This window comes from Simiduia agarivorans SA1 = DSM 21679, from assembly GCF_000305785.2.
Lineage (GTDB): Bacteria > Pseudomonadota > Gammaproteobacteria > Pseudomonadales > Cellvibrionaceae > Simiduia > Simiduia agarivorans.
Genome location: NC_018868.3, coordinates 3303724 through 3322158, shown reverse-complemented (window position 1 = coordinate 3322158; position 18435 = coordinate 3303724). Strand labels below are relative to the sequence as shown.

Below are 18435 nucleotides of genomic sequence, written 5' to 3'. Positions count from 1 at the left end.
GAGCCAGGGTTATTGGCTAAAAAAGCCAACGCGCTTACAGCCTGGCCGCGTCAATCACCGACAGCAACTGCGCCACCGACGGCCGGCGCTTATAGTCTTCCGATACATGCGCCCATGTCACCACACCCTGAGCATCCACCAGAAAGGCGGACGACAACGCAAACTTGTGATGCGTCTGCCCGGACCAGGCCTCCACATCGATACCGTAGCCTTTATAGGTTTCATACAACTCGGGCGTGAGCGCCATTACCACCCGGAAGGCCTCGTGCGCCGCCAGGGTCGGATCTGAAATCACCGGAAACGGAATGTCATAGCGCCGCTGTGCGGTCGCCGCAGCATCGGTTTTATCGGCCGAGATCAGCACCAATTCCACATTGCGTTCGGCAAACTGCGGGTAAGCCTCGGTCAGCTGGCGAATCTGGAGATTACAGTAGGGACACCATCCGCCCCGGTAAAAAATCACCAGCGCGGGCTTACCCTGCTTGAACAGGCTATCGCGCGACACCGCTTTGCCCTCGTGGGTAACCGCTGCAAATGGCGGTACGGCCTCGCCCGGCGCAAGGCCGGCATCACCGTCGCGCACGCCCAGCGCGGCGTCGGCCGGCGCCGGCATCTTGCTGGCATCCGGCAGGGCCGGCAGCGTTAACTCGCCGCCCCAGGCCGGCGCCGTTACCAGCACCATGGTTAGCACACCCAATAGCTTTCGCATGATCTACTCCAGAAGATACAAAAGACTGCTTGGATGCAGGGATTCTGCAAACGTTACAGCCGGAGACATCGGCGCTAGGAAAAACTGGCCCACAATTGCTGAAACTGCGCCGAGTAGCCCGCCACCAGCTTGGGTTCGGCGGTAATGAGGATATTCTCTTCATTGACCTCACTGGCACTGCGGGTCCAGTTAAAGCTGCCGTTAAGCAATACGGACTCGTCGAACAGGGCAAACTTGTGGTGCATGTGGTAGGGCGAATCATCCAGCCGGACCGCGACACCCAAGGCCTGCAGCCGGTCAATATCGCTGCCGCGGTCTTCCGATTTGTCATCATCGGAAATAATCCGAACATCGATGCCTTGCTGGAAGGCGTCGATCAGTGCCGCGGTAATGCGGTCATCCGACAGGGTAAACACACAAACCCACACACTGGTGCGCGCGCGGCGGATCAACTCGATAATTTTATCCCGGCACGCATCACCCGGGCTGAAATGACAACTGGGCTCCAGCGCAGGCTCCGCATCGGCCCGGTCCAGGCACTTGATCACATGCTCCAACCACTTCAACGCTGCCAGCGAATGCTCCGTGTGCCCTTCACTCAACTGCTCCCGCACCCGATCAAAAGCGCGGTTGCGTACATAACGGCAACGATCGGGCGGCAACAGCGCCAGCAACTCGGTAAGCTGGTGTTTTTCCTGCGAATCCAGCTTCAGATCTTCAAAACTGGCGCCAAGCACCGCATCCAGGTGCTCAAAACTCAAATCAGGCTGCATCGCAGACCACTCCTTGTCTCTGTCGTTTATGTTGAAGCGTTAAACCGACAGTTTACCCCAACTTCCAGCAACCTGTTCAACCACCAAACCCGTAGGGTGGATTAAGTGCAACGCAATCCACTACTTGAGAAAGAGGTTTAATAAAATTAAAAGGGGAGAGGAATTTCTTTATATGTTCTTGGCGAATGGTTTTTAACAATTGAGGAATCTGCCATCAGTTGAGCATAGCAATCTAGATACGGAAATTTTCATCCTACCCCAACCGCTCCAATAAAATCTATTTTCAGACTTGCAATAAAACTAAAAATCTAGATTCTTATCCGCCCAAAAACATCATGGGACAACTCTATCCCGCATCGACTTTACTAAAAACAAACCGTTGAAAATCATCATTTCGAGAACCAAAATCAAAAAAACCATCCTCTGTTAGAAGCCTAAAATTAGGATTCATCTTAAAATCTTGCTTCACGCAACCCTTCAGATGGTAAGCACCTACCACATAATAAGGAGGAACATTTTCGCCCTTTGAACGCTGATCAATAACATACAACCATTCTTCTTCAGCTGAACCAACTACCGCACCAATATCAAGGCTAAAGAATTCAAATACACAGCTTAAAAAGGCTTTATTTTCGATAAAGTTTTCAGCAACGATAGACTCTTCCGGATACCTAAGCTTACCCACTATTTGGTGTTCGCCTATATTTTTTATTCCTTCGCCCTCGTTGCGAACCAAAGCAACTATTTTTTCAACCCCTACATCAACCAGAGAAAATTTCACTTCCACCTCTACTTCCTTCGGCTTCGAATTACCTTTCTACGCGCCTCTCTTTGAGAATCACGACCTGCAATCATATCCAACTCAGATTCTTTTGCCGGCGAAAAAATATTCACTTTTATCAACTGTCCGCCGGGCTCAACATGCTTGTATGCCACTTCACTAAAGCTTTGATCTGACACCAAACCGCCGGGAAACACATTGATCAGCGCCCCCTCACAAAGTATATCGAACCCTTTTTCCTGCAAAATTGTTCTCAACATACCTAGCAGGTCAAAATAGTCATCTCCTTTAACTACACCAACTAGTTCTGAGTCATACGAATACTCCAGCGCAGGCTGTGAATCTTGAAGAAACGATCTTAGTTGAATCGTGCCAAGTAAAATTCCATCTTTTACGACATAGGGGCAATAATTAGCGCTCAAGTTCAATCTCCACCTGTATAACGGGGGTTTGAAATATACTCGCCTATAGCATTATTATCGCTGTCCAGAGGCGTGCACCCCTTTATGTTACAGCTATCGATCCCCCCTACAAAAGCCATTTCTTGCTCCTCTGGAAATGGTCCGTCTGGATAAACCTTATTCACATCTATACCACCACCTGGATTTCTAATTTCATACAGATAGCCTGCTTGCCCCTTTTGAGTGTTTACCTGTGACGCACCATCAAACACCTTGGATGTACCAACATATTGACTAGGAACATTGAAATCAACGTAATCCTCTAATGGAACATTTGCGTCTGGTCTCCTCGCCTGAAATCCTTCCTCGAATATAGTCTCAGGAGGCCGACTATCGCGCCTATACAATGTTTCCGGCTCGAAGTCTGATGTCTTACGGTCTGAACCAGAACCTGTCTCTCCCCTCGGCGGCTCATTAACCCTCTCCACCACCGGCTCTGCATCCAGCGGCTTATCCGGTTTACCTTTCGCCGCCCGCTGGGCTTTTTCTTTCAGGTAGCGCGCCAGTTTTTTGCTTTGCTCCGCGAACTCCAACAGCAGATCACCCAGCTTGCGCAAATTGGGCAGGTGGCGGGCTTTGGCGGCGGTGGCTATGGCGAGGCCGGCGCCTGCGGTGAGGGCAGCGAGGATGGCGGTGATGACCACTTCCAGCGCAGCGCCGCCGCCCATGTTGGTGAGCTCTACGGCGTGCTGGGCCTTGATATAGTCTTTGGCAAAGGTGGTGAGGTCCTGCCGCAGGGTTTCGTCATCCCAGATTACGTTGGCGGCATCCATGGCCTGGGCGATCATTTCGCGGGAGATCTGGCTGGGGTCGAAGCCGAGCGCCTCCACTAGCTCGCGCCAATGGGCGGCCTGCAGGTTTTTTGCGAACGCCTCCACCGCCCTGTCTTCACCGTAGGCGTCGTAGGCCGCGTTGAACATATTGCGCATCTGCACCAACGGGTTGCCGAGATCGCTGACTTCCTTGGCCCATTTGAGCGTATCCCAGGCGGCATTGCCCAAACCATGAAAAAACGCGCCCGTGTAGATAAGGCCCTTGGTAAAGGTGGATTCCTTATCCATCTGGGCCTGGTACATGGCCGCTTCACGCCGCTCATCGGCCAGCAGGGTGTTGAGCTGCATGCGGATCTTCATGCGCAGCTCGGCGCGATTGTCGTCTACCGGCTGCAGACTGTCGTCCAGCTGCACCACCAATTCGCTATTGGCAATGGCACGGGTCAGCTTGGCATCGGAGGTTAACAACGCCTTGTTTGGATCGCAGGGGCCACCAAAGCTGGGCGCATCCAGTGGGGCATTGATGTGCCGTGGCTGATCGCGGAAGGCGTCCATGAACAGGCGACTGATGGCCATGCGGGTATCTGGTGCCAGCGCTTCCACAAATGCCCGGGCGGCAAAAGGATTGCCAAAGAGATTGGCTTCATTACAAAGAATGGAACCCCTACCGGGGACAATGCGCAGGCGCTTTCCATTGGCGTCGGTTAATTCGTAGATCGACATGTCCGTGTCTCAAGCCTGGAAAACCGCTGATTATGCACGGCCTTGGTGACGGCTCAAGCTTATGGCGCCAAACGCCGGTTGCCGGAGCCGTCTTACCCCCGTAATTGATACCTTGGTACAGGCTAGCGAGACCGGGCTGACCTGCCTCCCGACCGGACGGCTTTGCAGGTCAGCGCTTTTTCCCGGTCTTTATTTCGGGCGATAGAGCGCACACAGTTTATTGCCGTCCGGGTCCCGCACATAACCAAGATACAAAGACCCAACCGCATTGCTGCGCAGCCCGGGTGGCGCCTCATCGGTAGTGCCGCCATTGGCCAGTGCCGCATCATGAAACGCCTGCACCTGTGCCTCTGAGCTGCATTTAAAGCCGATAGTGCCGCCATTGGCGAAAGTGGCCGGCTCGTCATTGATGGGCTGGGTTACGCAAAACGTCATGCCCTCATGGCGATAAAACAACCGCTTATGCCCACTCGGCGCCTCGTTTTCCATGGGCGCACCGGCGCCCAAGACGCCGAGCACGGCCGTGTAAAAACGCTCTGATTTTTCCAGATCGTTGGAGCCGATCATGATATGACTGAACATGGTGTATTCCTTTGTTTTTTATTGACTCGTTGCTAAATTATTGACGAACAGAGGGAAATGAGTACTTATTTCGATCATTTTTATCAGCTCGCCCTTTAATTGCTAGTAGCGACGCTTTATATCTAATGCGTTAACGTCATGATCAATTCACTTTGGGGTAGCCTAATCCTATGTAGATAATTTGACACATACGCACACACGGCTGAGCTATTCGAACAATCTCCCTTAAAATTATCCGAATATGGGTTGGCTGTTTATGAAATATCCAGATACTACATCCGTAACAATTCGAAAACCCGCCAGCCACCCCACTACCTCAACCGCTCCTTCAACCCATCCCGGTAATTGCGCGAGCATTTGACCTGTTGACCCTCCGTTAAGTGAATCAACGCTTCGCCGTTTTCCAGCGGCTCCAGTGAGGCGATGGCGCGCAAATTTACGATGGCGCTGCGATGCACGCGCATGAAGCCCATGGGCTCGAGCCTTTGTTCCATTTGTGCCATGGTGGCGCGCAGGGGGTAGACGCGTTCGCCCACGTGCAGGTTAACGTAGTTGCCGTTGGCGGCGAGCCATTGCACCGATTGCAATTGCACCACAAATTCGCGCCCGAATTTTTTTACCAGCACCCGGTCGCTCAGGCGATCGGGTGTGGCTTCTTCGCCTTCCTGTACGAAGGCGGCCTCACCGGCCAGGCGGCTCACAACAAAATCGTGGGTGTAAAACACCGACAGGATCAGCAGGTACACCAGAATGTCTTTGCGGTATTCGTACACCAGCACCCAGCCCCAGTCGCCGGGGTTGTAGTCCTGCTCCAGTAGCCCATACACCAGAAAGCGCAGTCCGAACATCACCCCCACGTGAAAAAGCGACACTGGCAGGCTGAACAGCAGGTGGTAAATGCCGTGCCGGCGCAGGCGGCCCCATTGCAGGGGAAAGCGGCGGTCGAAGCGGTGCATGGGGTAGATGAGCAGGGTCCAGGCCAGGGCACTGGACACTTCCCACAAGAAAGGTGCCCACACGGGCAGTTGGGTGCCGGCGCGTTGCCACTCCATTAACTGGGTGGTGGCGTTGACCAGAATGACCAGGCCCACCAGCACACACCAGAACAGGCTTTGCCACACCCTTGGCCGGCGTTGGTAGTCATCAAAGGTCATGGCGTTCGTCCCTGGCAGCACGCGGTTGGTCACAGGCCAGGCGCGCTCTGGCATCTGGCCCTGTTTTGTTGCTCTGTGCATGCGAGCCTACCAGAAAATGGAGGAAGCCCCTATGCAACGACGCTACGACCTGGACTGGCTCAGAAGCCTGGCCTTTGGCCTGCTGATTCTGTACCACTGCGGCATGATGTACGTGAGCTGGGATTGGCACATTACCAGCCAGTACCAGAGTGAAAGCCTCAAATACCTGATGCTGCTGGTGAACCAGTGGCGTCTGCCGCTGCTGTTTTTTATTGCCGGCGCCGCCCTTAAACTCGCGTGCGAACGCTACAGTGGCGGGCAACTGTTCCGCCTGCGCTCGGCCCGGCTGGGTATCCCGTTGTTGCTGGGCATTCTGGTGATAGTGCCGCCGCAGCTGTACTTCGAGATGCGTCAGGCAGGCGAACCCACGGGCAGCTACCTGGCCTTCTGGGGTGCCTATCTCACGCCCGATCACCCGTTGTTTGACGCGCACCGCACCCCCCTGTTCGGGCAGATGACCTGGAATCACCTGTGGTTTTTACCTTACCTCTGGTGCTATTCGGTGATAGTGCTGTTGCTGTCGCCTCTGTTGAACCACGTCGCCAACTCGGGCGGCCTGCGGCTGTGGCTGTGGTTGCCCTGTCTTGTGCTGAGTGCGGCCAACCTGGGGTTGCGCGCCCACTTCCCCACCACCCACGCCTTGCTGGACGACTGGCACAACCACGCGGTGTCGCTCAGCCTGTTTATCGCGGGTTTCCTGCTCGCCGGCCACACCCGGCTATGGGCAAGCCTGGCCCGGCACCGTTGGGATTTATCGATTGCGGCTTTTTTTTGTTACGGGATGATGATGGCACTGTTCAGTCTGCCGGAAACCACGGGCCTGGGCGAAGGCGTGGAGTTATGGGGCGACCGGTTTATCGATTGTTTGCGGGCGGTGAATCTGTGGCTCTGGATTCTGGCCCTGTGCGGCCTGGCACACCATTTTCTTAATCGCGATTCGCGCGCGCGCCGCTATGTCACCGAGGCGGTCTACCCCTGGTACCTGCTGCACCAGACCATCACCGTATGGGCGGGCTTTTACCTGAGCCAGATGGCGCTGGGCCCGGTGTGGGAACCTCTGCTGTTGGTGAGCGCCACAGGGCTGGGTTGCGCGCTCGGGTTTGAGGTTATCCGGCGCTTTGGTTTCAGCCGCTGGTTATTCGGCCTTGGCCCCGGGCGCACGTCGAAAACGCACCAGCAAAGTGCAGCGCCAAGCGCCCGGCCTGCGCGCGCTTGAGCCAGATCAAGCAAAGCCCTTGGGCGCGGCAAATGTGCTGGTAAAAGACCCGCGCCATTCGTTAACGTGCAGCTATTCTGGATAAAACGCAGAGCTGAACAAAAGGAGCTGCACATGCAACATCTGGCCGCAAAAGACATCATGAAAAACGGCGTGCTGTTTGCCTACGAAGGTTGGTCCATTAAATACCTGGGCGAATTTTTCCGTAAACACAAAATCACCGGTGCGCCGGTGGTGGCGTCAGATCACACCTTGGTGGGCGCAGTGAGCGTGACCGATGTATTCAATTTTGAAAACGCCGACCGCGAACACAAGCTGGCAAAGCTGAAAGATTATTATCAGGAAGCCTACGCGCTGGATTTTCACGCCAAGGATCTGGAGAACTGGAGCCTGTCGGCGGAAGAAAGCTGTACCGTACACCAGATCATGAACCCGGAAGTGATTTCCGTGGCACCCGAGGTGACGGTAAAAGAAGTGTGCCGCACCATGGTGGCAAACGGCATTCACCGGGTATTTGTGGAAAAAGACGGTCAGGTGGCGGGAGTGATTTCCAGCTCCGACATTCTCAGCCTGATTGCGGAAAGCTGACACTGTAGCGGTAGAAATCGGCTTCGCGCTGCCAGCCATTGCGCTCATACAGCCGCTGGGCGGTGGCGTTATCCACCGCCGTGGCCAGCTCCATGCGCACAGCGCCGCCGGCAATGGCCGCTGTTTTGGCGGCCTCGAGCAATTGTGCGCCCACACCCCTTGCGCGCGCCGCCTCGGCCACATAGAGGTCATACAACAGCCACAGGGGTCGCATCGCCACCGAGCACCAACTCGGATACACCTGCGTGAAGCCCAATAACTGCCCGCCTGATTCCGCCACCCAGATCAGCGATTGATGCGCCTCCAGCCGCGCCGCCAGATAGCGCGCCGCACCCGCCGGATCATCCGGCTGCTGATAAAACATCCGATAGTGGTTAAACAACCCAGTCAGCGCGGGCAGATCGCTGCTTATTGCTAATCGAACCTTAATCATCCGGCATCATTCCCTATTCGCATGTGCAGCGCCATTGCGCCCTTTGTCGCTGTCCTATACTGGCATTAACAAGACAGGGGGTCTGAGATGAAGTCTATCCGAATCTGGTGCTTGTGTTGTATTACCCTGTTAGTCCTTTCGCCTCACAGCCGGGGCGAAACGCTGGCCGACCTGGAATACATTACTGAAAACTACCCGCCCTTTAACTATGTAGAAGGCGGCGTACTGCGCGGTGAGGCGGTTGATTTGTTGCTGTCGGCCACCGCCCTCAGCGGCAACCCCATTCGCGCGCGCGATATTTCCGTACAACCCTGGGCGCGCGCGTTTCACAACGCACTGGAAGGCCCCAACCGGGTGTTGTTTTCCACCACCCGCACGCCCGAGCGCGAACGCCTGTTCAAATGGGCCGGCCCCATCGGCTCCAACCACGTGGTGTTGATGGCGAAAAAATCCAGCAACATCAAACTCAACTCACTGAAAGAACTCGAGCGCTACAAGATCGGCGCCATCCGCGACGATGTGGGCGAGCTGTTTTTACGCGAACTGCACCTGGAAAAATCCATCATCACACTGGGCGTGCAACCGGATTCCATTGCCAAAATGCTGCAAAGCGGGCGGGTGGATTTATGGGCCTATGGCGAGTCCAGCGCCAAGGATACGCTGAAGAAAATTGGCGCAAAAGTTACCGACTACGAAGTGGTACGGGTACTGAAAACCCTCGACCTTTACTTCGCGTTCAGCCAGGATGTACCCGATAAACTGGTGGCAGAATTCCAGCGGGCCATCGACACCATCCGCGGCGGTGAAGCACAGCACAGCGCGCCCGTCGAAGCGCGCGACAGCCAGCTCTACAAGCCGCGCGAGCAACCCGATACTTCATCCGAGTCCGATTGACCGGCCGCCATCAACCCAACTCGATCTGCCACCAGTCCGGCAACAGCTGCCTGACCTCGGCGTCGGCAAAGCGATCATCCAATAAATGCACGCAGCCGTTATCGGTGGTTTTGCGTATCACCCGGCCGGCGGCCTGCACCACTTTCTGCAAGCCCGGGTACAAATAGGTGTAGGCATAACCATTGCCGAATTGCCGGTCCATTAACTGGCGCATCTCTTCGTTAACCGGGTTGAATTGGGGCAGGCCGAGCGTGGCCACAAATGCACCCACCAGGCGATTACCCGGCAAATCGATGCCCTCACTGAAGGCGCCACCCAGCACCGCCAGCCCCAGGCATTGGCTGCCCGCGTCAAAACCCGCCACAAATGCCTGCCGGTCCTGCTCGCGCATGTGCCGCGTCTGGCTGTTGAGCCTGAGCATGGGATAACGCGCCGACAATAAACGCTCCACTTGCTGCAAATAATCGAAGCTGGAAAAAAACGCCAGGTAATTACCCGGCGCGGCCAGGCACTGCTCGCCGATCACCGCCACTAATGCCGGCAGCGAGGCGGCGCGGTGGGCGAAGCGTGTGGACAGCTTCCGGTGCACGGTGACCGATAACTGTTCTGCACAAAATGGCGACGGCACTTTCAACAAGGCCGTATCCTCCGGCAGGCCCAATAAGCGGCGCGGGAATTCCATCGGGCTCAGGGTGGCCGAAAAAATCACTGCGGCGTGGGCCACCTCAAAGCGCGGCGCCAGCCAACGACCGGGCAGGCCGTTGCGTAAATGCAGGGCCGCTTCGCCGCGCGCAATTTTGGTGACATCCACGATGTAGTCCTGCGCCAATTGCTCGGCCGGCATCTCGGCCAGCTTGCACAATTGCACCACCGAAAAATAAAACTCCAGCACCGGCTCCGGCAAACTGCGGCCGCTGTCTGCCTGCCATTGATTGCAGGCGTGCACAAATTGCTGCAGCGCGGCGAGAAATTTTTCCGGCAAAGCCGCCAACCGCTTGCGCTCGCCCTCGGCCAGCGGCTTTACCAACTGGGTCCATTGCCGGTCCACGGCTTTCAGGCTCTTGTGCAACGCCGTGGGCAACAGCTTGCGCACGGCGCGGTTATCTTTACGGGTGAGCGCACAGGAATACATGGCGCGCGCCCGGTCGGCCAGATTGTGCGCTTCATCAATCAGCAGCAAAGCGCGCCAGCCGTTTTCCTGCACCAGCGCGTGCAAGAGGCCACCGGCATCAAAGTAATAGTTGTAGTCGGCCACCACCACGTCGGCCCAGCGGCACATTTCCTGCGACAGGTAATAGGGGCAAATAGAAAATTCCGCCGCCACCTGCCTGAGCGCAGCAGCGTCCAGCCACTGGCGTTCAAACGCCGCCGCGCGCGCGGCCGGCAGGCGGTCGAAAAAACCCTGTGCCAGCGGGCACTCTTCACCGTGGCAAGCCTGCCCCGGATATTCACAGGCTTTGGTGCGGGCAATGAGTTCTACCACCACCAGAGGCTCCAAGGCCAACTGGCGTAAACCCTCCAGTGCCAGTGCCCGGCCCGGCGTTTTGGCGGTGAGAAAAAAACATTTGTCGTAGCGCGCGCTCGCCTTCAACGCGGGAAATAAACACGCCAGGGTTTTACCGGTGCCGGTGGGGGCCTCGGCCAACAGCGATTGCCCGCGCTGGCTGGCAATGTAGACGTTTTCCGCCAGCGTGCGCTGGCCGGCGTGCATGGCGTTGTAGGGAAAAGCCAATTGTGCCGCCGCGGCGAGCCGCGCCTCGCGGTGCGTGGTCAGGCGCGCGAGCCAATCCGCATAGGCCTGGCACCAGGCCGTGCAGCGTGCGGCCAGGTCCGCGCGGGTCCAGTATTCCACCAATATTTGCTCTGAATGCTGATCGGCATCCACGTACACCAACGCCAGGCGGATAGTCTCCAGTTGCTCGCGCTCGCACAGCATCCAGCCATAACATTGCACCTGCGCCCAATGCAGGCTGCGACGGTTTTCCGGCATTTTATTGAGTTTGCCGCGAAAGGATTTGACTTCCTCCACCTGCGGCAAGGTGGGCAACCAGCCATCGGCGCGCCCGCGCAAGGTGATGCCCGCGTGTTCGATGGATAAACTCACCTCGGCGGAAAAATCATCGCCCCACTCGGCCGTGCGTTGCTCCGCCACCCATTGATGCAATTCGCGGCCTTCTTCCGCCAAAGGCGCCGGGGTAAAGCGTAAATCCAGATCGCCTTGGCGCGCCACAAACCGGCACAGTTCGCCCACGCTGACCGCATTAACCGGCATCTGTCGCCCACTCCACGTGCACCACCTCGGCGGGCATCTGATGCCGATGAAAAAATTGCAGCCAGCGCAATTGGTTGTCTTGCAGGCGATCGCCCGGACCTTTTATTTCAATCATGCGGTAACGTTGTTCTTGCGGATAAAACTGCACCAGATCGGGAAAGCCGGCGCGGTTGGCCTGGATGTCAAACAGCATGCGCCGGATAATTAGCGCAAAATGTTGCGCCGGTATGCAGGCCAATGCCAACTCCAACTGCGCTTCGGTAAAGTAATCCCAATGCACAAACGGCGACTGCACGCCGACCTTGTCGGCATAGCGCTGACGCAACACAAGCGCCCAGTCTGCGGCGGCCAATGTGTGCAGACAGGCGTCAATCAGTGCCTGGCGCTGGGCGACAAAATCCGCATCGTGCAGATCTTTGGGGCCGGCCTGAAACGGGTGAAAAAAGGCCCCCGGCATTGGCGCGAATACCGCCGGCCACAACACCAGGCCGGCAATGCCGGTCCAGAGCGTGTTTTCACAATGGAACACCGGCGCGGCCTCTGCCGAAAAAAACGCCGCCGCCTGCTGCTCCACCCGCACACCGGTGTTGGGCAAGGTGAGCCTTGAGGTGGCGGGGGTAAAGCGCTCCGGTTTTTCCGGTGTGTGTCCGGCCGCCCGTTGCAGCCGCGGCAGGGCGCGCGCCACCCACTGGCGTTCCTGCTCGTTGCGCGGTGCGTTTTTGACTTGGATGGCATGGGTCAGGGCGTCGGCGAGTTCACCGGCTTTTTCCAGGCAGCGCACCAAGCGGGGCCGCGCTTCCGGCAAGGGATTGTCGCGGTAGCAGGTCACGGCGTCCTGATATTGACTGAGCTGTTCCAACCGATAGCCCAGCCGGTAGCGGAAGCGGTGATAACGTTTGGCCAGCCAGGCAAGATCGGGTATATCGCCCAATTGCTGCAGGCATTCGAGCGGGTTGTCTTCGGCATCAAAGCGTTCGCGCAACCGGTGCAAATCCATGTAGGCCTGCACCTGATCGCGACGCTGGAATGAGCGGCTGGCCGCATCGAGCGGCACCGTTTCGTAACGGAATATACCGAGCTCCGACAACACAAATTCCGACAGGGATTGGCGCAGGTTGCCAAAAAATAACAGGTTCAGAATCTCACACTCGGCCATGCAGGTGAGCGCGATCCGCTGTGCATACAAGGCCGCCGGAAAGCCGCAGGCGTGCCAATCAAGCGCGGCCTCGCCATAGGTTGCCGACGCCTGCGCCAACCACTCGGCTTTGGTACCGGACATCTGCCCGAGCCAGGGCGCGATGTCTGCGCGGGTATAGAGTGCGAACAATTGTGCCAGGTCCGGGTGCTGCCCCCTATCGATCAGCCCCGCCTGCGCCAGCGCCGCCAACGCCTCGTCGATGTGGGTGCGCGTGCCGATTTCCGGGTAATTGAATTTGTCGGCGCGAAACCATTGGCCCTTGCGGGTTATCATGCGCACCAGCAGTGCCGCCGGCGCATCTGCCAGCGCGGAAAAACGCGCGATGAAATCCTGCTCGGCCGGCAGCAATAAATCGGCGTAGCGCGCCTGCACCCATTGGATCAGCGTGCGGTAATTATCGAGGTAATACCGGGGCGGTGGCTCGGTACGCGGATCGGGCATCAGGCCTGATCCTCGCGCACCTGCATCAGATCGGCCAGTGCGGTGTTGCCAACCGCCCTGAGCCCGGCAATAACGCCGGCGCGATCTTCGGCGGAACGGTTCTGGCTTAATTTGAGTTTGGTGTCGAGCCGCGCAATGGGCAGGCGGAACGCCACAATCGCATTTAGCTGGCGCGGGTCGTAATCCGGTTGCCAGGGATTGGCCAGTCCCGACTCATACTTGGCGGTGAGCCGCGCCAGCAGGTCATGCACGGCCTGCGCATCGGTCAGGATCTCCGGCACACCGTACACATGCACGGCCACGTAATTCCAGGTCGGGACGCCGGGCGCCTGATACCAACCGGGCGAAACATAGCCATGCGGGCCGGCAAAGGTCACCTGCACCTCGGCACCGGGCTGAAACGCCGCCTGCGGATTGGCCCGCGCCAGATGGCCCAACAGGTAATCGCCATCGCGCAAAAAAGGCATGGCGGTGCAATGCATCTGGCCATCGATCAGCGAAGTCATGTCGCCAAAACCTATCTGGTCTATCAATGCCAAACCGGTTTGCTGATCGGGCGTGCGGAAGTGTCTGGGCACATACATCGACGGGTTCACCTTGAGTCCGGGACAGCCAGTGTACTGATCACGCGGCTGCCCTTGCAATTGATCTGCGAGGGCACTAACGTCCAGCGTTGCACTCACAACAGCGTTAGGGCCCGCAATGGCAGACTATAAAATCTGGGAATGCTTGGTATGTGGCTGGATCTATGACGAGGCCAAAGGCTGGCCCGAAGACGGCATCGAACCCGGCACCCGCTGGGAGGACATACCCGACGACTGGCTCTGCCCCGAATGCGGAGTGGGCAAAGAAGATTTTGAGATGGTGGCCATCAACACCCGCACTGCGCCCACGCCACCACCGGCAGCCCCCGCGCAGCATCAGGACCCGATTGTGATTGTGGGCACGGGCCTGGCGGGCTACACCCTGGCCAAAGAAATCCGCAAACACGACAGCGACCTGCCATTGGTACTGATTACCCAGGACGATGGCAGTTTTTACTCCAAGCCCCTGCTCTCGACCGGTTTCCACAAACAAAAAACTGCCGCCGAAATCAGCAGCCAATGCGCCACTCAAATGGCCAGAAGTCTGAACGCCGAGGTACGGATTTTCACAGACGTGAGTGCCATCGATACCGCGCAACAACAGCTCACGCTGGTACACAAAGCCCGCCAGAGTCAGCTTCGCTACGCCAAGCTGGTATTGGCACTGGGCTCGGATGCCATCACCGCGCCGGTGGACGGTGACGCCGCCGGCGAGATCTACACCGTTAACGATCTGCAGGACTACGCCCGCTTCCACGCCGCCAGCGTGGGCAAGCGCCGGGTGTTAATTATTGGCGCGGGGCTGATCGGTTCGGAATACACCAACGACCTGGTGCAAGCCGGCTTTGACGTGCAGGTGGTGGACCCGCTGGACCGGATCATTGGCAACCTGTTGCCCGCGCCCGTAAGCCACGCGGTACAAGCGAAACTCGAAGCGGCTGGCGCGCGCTTTCATTTAGGCCGCACGGTCAGCTCACTCACGCGCGAGGCCGGCGAACTGGTGGCGACGTTATCCGACGGGCAGACAGTGCAGGCTGATGTTGTCCTTTCGGCCATTGGTGTGCGCGCCCGCACCCAGCTCGCATCGGACGCGGGCCTCACCTGTGCGCGGGGTATTGTCACCAATCGCGAACTGCGCACCTCGGCAAACCATGTGTATGCCCTGGGCGATTGTGCTGAAGTGGATGGGCATCTGCTCTACTACATCGCGCCCCTGTTCGCCTGCGCACGGGCATTGGCTGCCACCCTGACCGACACCCCCACACCAGTGCACTACGGCACCTTTCCGGTCACCATCAAAACCACGTTGCACCCGGTGGTAGCCTGCCCGCCTGCAAAAAATGTGGCCGGCGAATGGAAAACTGTCGCGGCCGATACCGAGGGCGTGGAGTACCATTTTGTCGATCAACAAAACCAGTTGCGCGGTTTTGCGCTCTGCGGCAATCGCATTACCCAAACCGACAAACTGGCCCGGCAGACACCGCCGTTAATGGCAACATGATGAAACAAGCGCTGACCACCGGGAATTTTTTTGACCATCTGCCCGATGCCTCCAAACGCGAAGTGTTTGAGGTAATCGCGGGCGCACCGGGCCTGAAAATTGAACGCATCACCACCCTGGGCCAATGCACGCCGGTGGGTGAATGGTACGACCAACCCGAGCGCGAATGGGTCATGCTGATGCAAGGTGCAGCCCAACTGGAGTTCGAAGACGGCCGGGTGTTATCACTCACACCCGGCGATCACGTGGATATTCCGGCACACTGCAAACACCGGGTAAGCTGGACCGACCCGGCCCAGACCTGCCTCTGGCTCGCGGTGTATTATGGTGCCGCCGGCGTAGGTGCGGCCGGCGAAGACTAGGCCCGGCCAGGTACGGCCGGCGTAGGCTAGGCCAGCAATTGATTGCGCTCAAACGCGCGCGCCAGCTTGGTGAGTTGGCGCGCCAGGTTTTGGACCTCGCCCAGACTCGGGCGGTAGTGCGCTGAGAGTTTCTGCTCCCATTCCGTTAACAGCAGCTCCGCCAACTCCAGAAGTTTTTTCGGGCAGCCGGTGCAGGGGCCGGTACACAGATCGGCGGTTGGACGATGAAACGGGAAGCGACGACGGGCTTCATCCACCAGCGCGGATAAAGCCCGTCGTGTATCGGGCAGCCGCTCAGAGAGCGGCGTAGAGTTTGGTGACATCGTCCATGTTTTTCAGCATGGCATCGGTGGTGCCGGTGATCACGTAAATCAGGCGATCACCTTTGAGTGTCATGTCGCCGTCAAAGCCTTTGGATGCATAGGCAAACTGGCCCTGCACTTTGTTCAGTTTGGTGTTAATGACGTCCGTATTGAGCGGGCTTTCCTTCAGAAAACCCAATACATTTTCGTACTCTGCCAGGTCCTCATAGAGTGCCTTAATGCGTTCTTCGCCACCAATCTGGTAGTAGTAAGCCAGATAGTTTTTCGCGATGCGCTGGGACAACATGCGCTGGCGACCCGAGATGTTGACCAGCTCGCCTTTTTTGGAATCGGACAAGCCTTCCAGCAGGCCGACATACGCATGCGCCTGCGCCAGCAGGGCGTCGCTCTGAATCAGCATTTTCTCGGCGCCCTCGCGGCTGACCGGCTGTTGCGACAGGGTTTTGTAGGGCACCCATAGCGCTTTGACTTTGATCAGTTCGGGCGAAATGCTGGCGGCGCGATCAAACCCTTCAAGCGCCGCCAGATTGCTCTCGAACTGGCTGATGGCGCGGTTCATCCGGTCCGGCCCTTTTTCCGACCCGGGCTGAATGGCTGCCAACAAATAGTTCTGCGCGATGCGTTGCGACAACATGCGCTGCTGGCCGGCGCGGTCAATGGCCTCGCCCATGGTGATGGCAGCATTGGCAGCGTGCCCCATGCTCAGGCCGATAAAGATCAAAAAACCGAACAGTGTTTTCATAGTTGCTCCGATGTGTGTGACTCATTGTTGCCGCAGGCGGCGTTTTTCCAGGATGCTATTCAAAAACCAGGCCAGCGCTTTAGTCTGAATAAAAAATCATCGCACTTGTGAAAAGAGGTAAATCACTAGCAGTAGTGTGAGAAACCAGAATCCACTCAATATCTTCCAGAATGCGAGGCTTGAGGCGTCACTGGCGGTGACCGGTTCGTCCTGCAAAAACAGCGGATTCGGGCTTTGTAAATCGAGTAAGAGTTCATCAACCGTGCGATATCGCTCGGATAATTCGAACGCTGTGCCCTTTTTTAGCGCAGCGTCGAACCAAATTGGTACAACCGGGTTGAACATGGCCGCGTCGCGGTAACGCAGTCGGCTGTAGTCGAACGCCGTGCGGCATTCTTCTATCTGGTCGCCGTAAGGCAGATGACCGGTAAACATTTCATAGGCAATGGTGGCCAGCGCGTACACATCGCCCTGAACGCCCGGATTCGAGCCCATGATGTACAGCGGATCGGAATAGGAGGCAGTGCCCAAGGCGGCGTCGTGCACAATCGGCCGCTGCTGTTCGGCAACCCCTGCCACATACACAGAACCAAAATCCACAATCACCGCCCGCTCGTCCGGCGTCACAATGATGTTGGCCGGGCGCAGATCCTGGTGTACGGTTTCGTTGTCGTGAAACGCGCGCAGGCCCTCGGCAATGTCTTTGATCAACGCAAACGCGCGCTTGGGGCTGGGCGGGGTGTGCTCGGCAATCCATTTGTCCAGGCCAATGCCAGGCACAAACTCCATCAGGTAGTACAGAAAATTTTTCTGCCGCCCGGCACTCACCACTTTCACCACCCGCTCGCTGTGAATGCGCTTGCCAATCCACTCCTCCTGAATAAAGCGGTCGATATAGCTGGCGTCGTCTTCATAATTCCGCGAAGGCGTTTTCATCACATAGCTGGCGCCGGTCACCTCATCGGTCACCTGATACAACTGCGACCGGGCCGATGCGAACAACGGATTATCGATGCGATAGCCGTCCAGTTTTTCGCCCGGTTCCAGATCCGGCGGAAACGGCAGGCGGGTCAGCTTGGCGTGGTAATCTTCCAGGCTTTCTTCGGGCAGGCTGTCCACAATCAACAGCGACGCACTGATATTGTCATCGCTGCCGGCGGCTTCGGCGCGGGCGCACAAAGAGGCTACCAAAGCCTGTGCTTTCTGACCGGATAATAACGCGGTGGTGATTGCGTCTTCAGCCAGAAAGTCATGCACGCCGTCGCTGGTAACCAGCAGCATGTCGCCCGGCTTGAGTGCGGCGGTACCGTAATCGATGTTGAGCCGGTTATCCATGCCCAGTGCGCGGGTGAGCGTGGGCTTGTCGCCGCCCATCATCACGGCGTGATCGCGGGTCAGTTGCTTGAGCGTCGGCCCGTCAGCACTGCGCCGGAACAGAAAAATGCGGCTGTCGCCCACATGAAAAAAATGCGCGGTGCGGCTTTTGACAATGACCGCGCTGAAAGTGCACAGGTAACCCTTGGTGGAGGTGACAAACTCGTGGCTTTTCCGGTACAGGCGCAGGTTGAGCGTAGACAGGATTTTTTCGCCCGCGCGCGCCACCGACCAGGTGTCCGGTGTGTTGTAATATTCTTCCACAAACCGGCTGACCGCCGTTTCGCTCGCTTCCTTACCGGCTTCGGCCGACGACACACCATCGGCCACCAGAGCCATAACCCCTTTTGACGCCAGCAAAAATTCATCGGCCGGCAACTCGCACGCCGCCGCATCTTCGTTGATGGATTTGATACCCGCCGTGGTGTGACTGGCGATGCGGATTTTAAGCGGTTGGGTCATTGGCATTT

The 18435-nt window shown here is 57.5% G+C and carries 19 protein-coding genes; 5 read left to right on the top strand and 14 right to left on the bottom strand.

Features of this window, described 5'->3' with window-relative positions; genetic code table 11:
- Positions 1-34: 34 nt before the first annotated feature.
- The 7 genes from M5M_RS15005 to M5M_RS14975 all read right to left on the bottom strand — a co-directional run bounded on the left by M5M_RS15005 (position 35) and on the right by M5M_RS14975 (position 6037).
- On the bottom strand, positions 35-709 hold the full coding sequence (locus M5M_RS15005; protein WP_015048343.1) for a peroxiredoxin-like family protein: 675 nt from the start codon (positions 707-709) through the stop codon (positions 35-37).
- A 74-nt stretch (positions 710-783) separates the two neighbouring features.
- Complete coding sequence (locus M5M_RS15000) at positions 784-1482, bottom strand: phospholipase D-like domain-containing protein (RefSeq protein WP_015048342.1); 699 nt, start codon at positions 1480-1482, stop codon at positions 784-786.
- A 346-nt stretch (positions 1483-1828) separates the two neighbouring features.
- The gene (locus M5M_RS14995) at positions 1829-2269 is read right to left on the bottom strand and encodes a hypothetical protein (protein ID WP_015048341.1); all 441 of its coding nucleotides are present in this window, start codon (positions 2267-2269) and stop codon (positions 1829-1831) included.
- Positions 2270-2271: 2 nt separating this feature from the next.
- Entirely contained in the window at positions 2272-2685 is a 414-nt protein-coding gene (locus M5M_RS14990) for a hypothetical protein (RefSeq protein ID WP_029880102.1), read from the bottom strand.
- A gap of 2 nt (positions 2686-2687) precedes the next feature.
- Entirely contained in the window at positions 2688-4220 is a 1533-nt protein-coding gene (locus tag M5M_RS14985) for a scabin-related ADP-ribosyltransferase (protein ID WP_015048339.1), read from the bottom strand.
- Between the two features lie 189 nt (positions 4221-4409).
- Entirely contained in the window at positions 4410-4802 is a 393-nt protein-coding gene (locus M5M_RS14980) for a VOC family protein (RefSeq protein WP_015048338.1), read from the bottom strand.
- A gap of 311 nt (positions 4803-5113) precedes the next feature.
- Positions 5114-6037, bottom strand: coding sequence for a LytTR family DNA-binding domain-containing protein (locus M5M_RS14975; RefSeq protein WP_016389666.1), 924 nt, complete (start codon positions 6035-6037; stop codon positions 5114-5116).
- Positions 6038-6068: 31 nt separating this feature from the next.
- Here M5M_RS14975 and M5M_RS14970 point away from each other — a divergent pair, with 31 nt between their 5' ends.
- Both M5M_RS14970 and M5M_RS14965 read left to right on the top strand, forming a co-directional pair.
- Entirely contained in the window at positions 6069-7253 is a 1185-nt protein-coding gene (locus M5M_RS14970) for an acyltransferase family protein (RefSeq protein WP_015048336.1), read from the top strand.
- Between the two features lie 114 nt (positions 7254-7367).
- A complete protein-coding gene (locus tag M5M_RS14965; RefSeq protein WP_015048335.1) occupies positions 7368-7841 on the top strand; it encodes a CBS domain-containing protein in 474 nt (157 codons plus the stop codon).
- Here M5M_RS14965 and M5M_RS14960 read toward each other — a convergent pair.
- Positions 7819-8274 (bottom strand): GNAT family N-acetyltransferase, encoded by a 456-nt coding sequence (locus M5M_RS14960; protein WP_015048334.1) that lies wholly within the window; start codon positions 8272-8274, stop codon positions 7819-7821. The genes M5M_RS14965 and M5M_RS14960 overlap by 23 nt on opposite strands.
- 87 nt (positions 8275-8361) lie before the next feature.
- Here M5M_RS14960 and M5M_RS14955 point away from each other — a divergent pair, with 87 nt between their 5' ends.
- On the top strand, positions 8362-9168 hold the full coding sequence (locus tag M5M_RS14955; RefSeq protein ID WP_015048333.1) for a substrate-binding periplasmic protein: 807 nt from the start codon (positions 8362-8364) through the stop codon (positions 9166-9168).
- Positions 9169-9178: 10 nt separating this feature from the next.
- Here M5M_RS14955 and M5M_RS14950 read toward each other — a convergent pair whose 3' ends face one another.
- The 3 genes from M5M_RS14950 to M5M_RS14940 are packed head-to-tail and all read right to left on the bottom strand — an operon-like array spanning position 9179 to position 13675.
- Positions 9179-11440 carry a helicase C-terminal domain-containing protein gene (locus tag M5M_RS14950; protein ID WP_015048332.1) on the bottom strand — a complete coding sequence of 754 codons (2262 nt, stop codon included), beginning with the start codon at positions 11438-11440 and terminating at the stop codon, positions 9179-9181.
- Positions 11430-13079: a VRR-NUC domain-containing protein gene (locus tag M5M_RS14945; protein WP_015048331.1), complete on the bottom strand. Its 1650-nt coding sequence runs from the start codon at positions 13077-13079 to the stop codon at positions 11430-11432. The genes M5M_RS14950 and M5M_RS14945 overlap by 11 nt, the downstream gene beginning before the upstream one ends.
- Entirely contained in the window at positions 13079-13675 is a 597-nt protein-coding gene (locus M5M_RS14940) for an FMN-binding negative transcriptional regulator (protein WP_144062478.1), read from the bottom strand. Before M5M_RS14940 ends, M5M_RS14945 begins: the two co-directional genes overlap by 1 nt.
- A gap of 106 nt (positions 13676-13781) precedes the next feature.
- On the opposite strand from M5M_RS14940, the gene M5M_RS14935 reads away from it, so the two are divergent.
- Together M5M_RS14935 and M5M_RS14930 are read left to right on the top strand one after the other, a co-directional pair.
- A complete protein-coding gene (locus tag M5M_RS14935; protein WP_015048329.1) occupies positions 13782-15164 on the top strand; it encodes an FAD-dependent oxidoreductase in 1383 nt (460 codons plus the stop codon).
- The gene (locus tag M5M_RS14930; RefSeq protein ID WP_015048328.1) at positions 15164-15526 is read left to right on the top strand and encodes a cupin domain-containing protein; all 363 of its coding nucleotides are present in this window, start codon (positions 15164-15166) and stop codon (positions 15524-15526) included. Before M5M_RS14935 ends, M5M_RS14930 begins: the two co-directional genes overlap by 1 nt.
- Positions 15527-15552: 26 nt before the next feature.
- On the opposite strand, the gene M5M_RS14925 is transcribed toward M5M_RS14930, so the two are convergent.
- The 3 genes from M5M_RS14925 to M5M_RS14915 form a co-directional block, all read right to left on the bottom strand.
- Entirely contained in the window at positions 15553-15849 is a 297-nt protein-coding gene (locus tag M5M_RS14925; RefSeq protein ID WP_037433887.1) for a hypothetical protein, read from the bottom strand.
- Entirely contained in the window at positions 15821-16591 is a 771-nt protein-coding gene (locus M5M_RS14920) for a type IV pili methyl-accepting chemotaxis transducer N-terminal domain-containing protein (protein WP_015048326.1), read from the bottom strand. The genes M5M_RS14925 and M5M_RS14920 overlap by 29 nt, the downstream gene beginning before the upstream one ends.
- Positions 16592-16687: 96 nt before the next feature.
- Positions 16688-18427: a bifunctional protein-serine/threonine kinase/phosphatase gene (locus M5M_RS14915; protein WP_015048325.1), complete on the bottom strand. Its 1740-nt coding sequence runs from the start codon at positions 18425-18427 to the stop codon at positions 16688-16690.
- Positions 18428-18435: the final 8 nt, after the last annotated feature.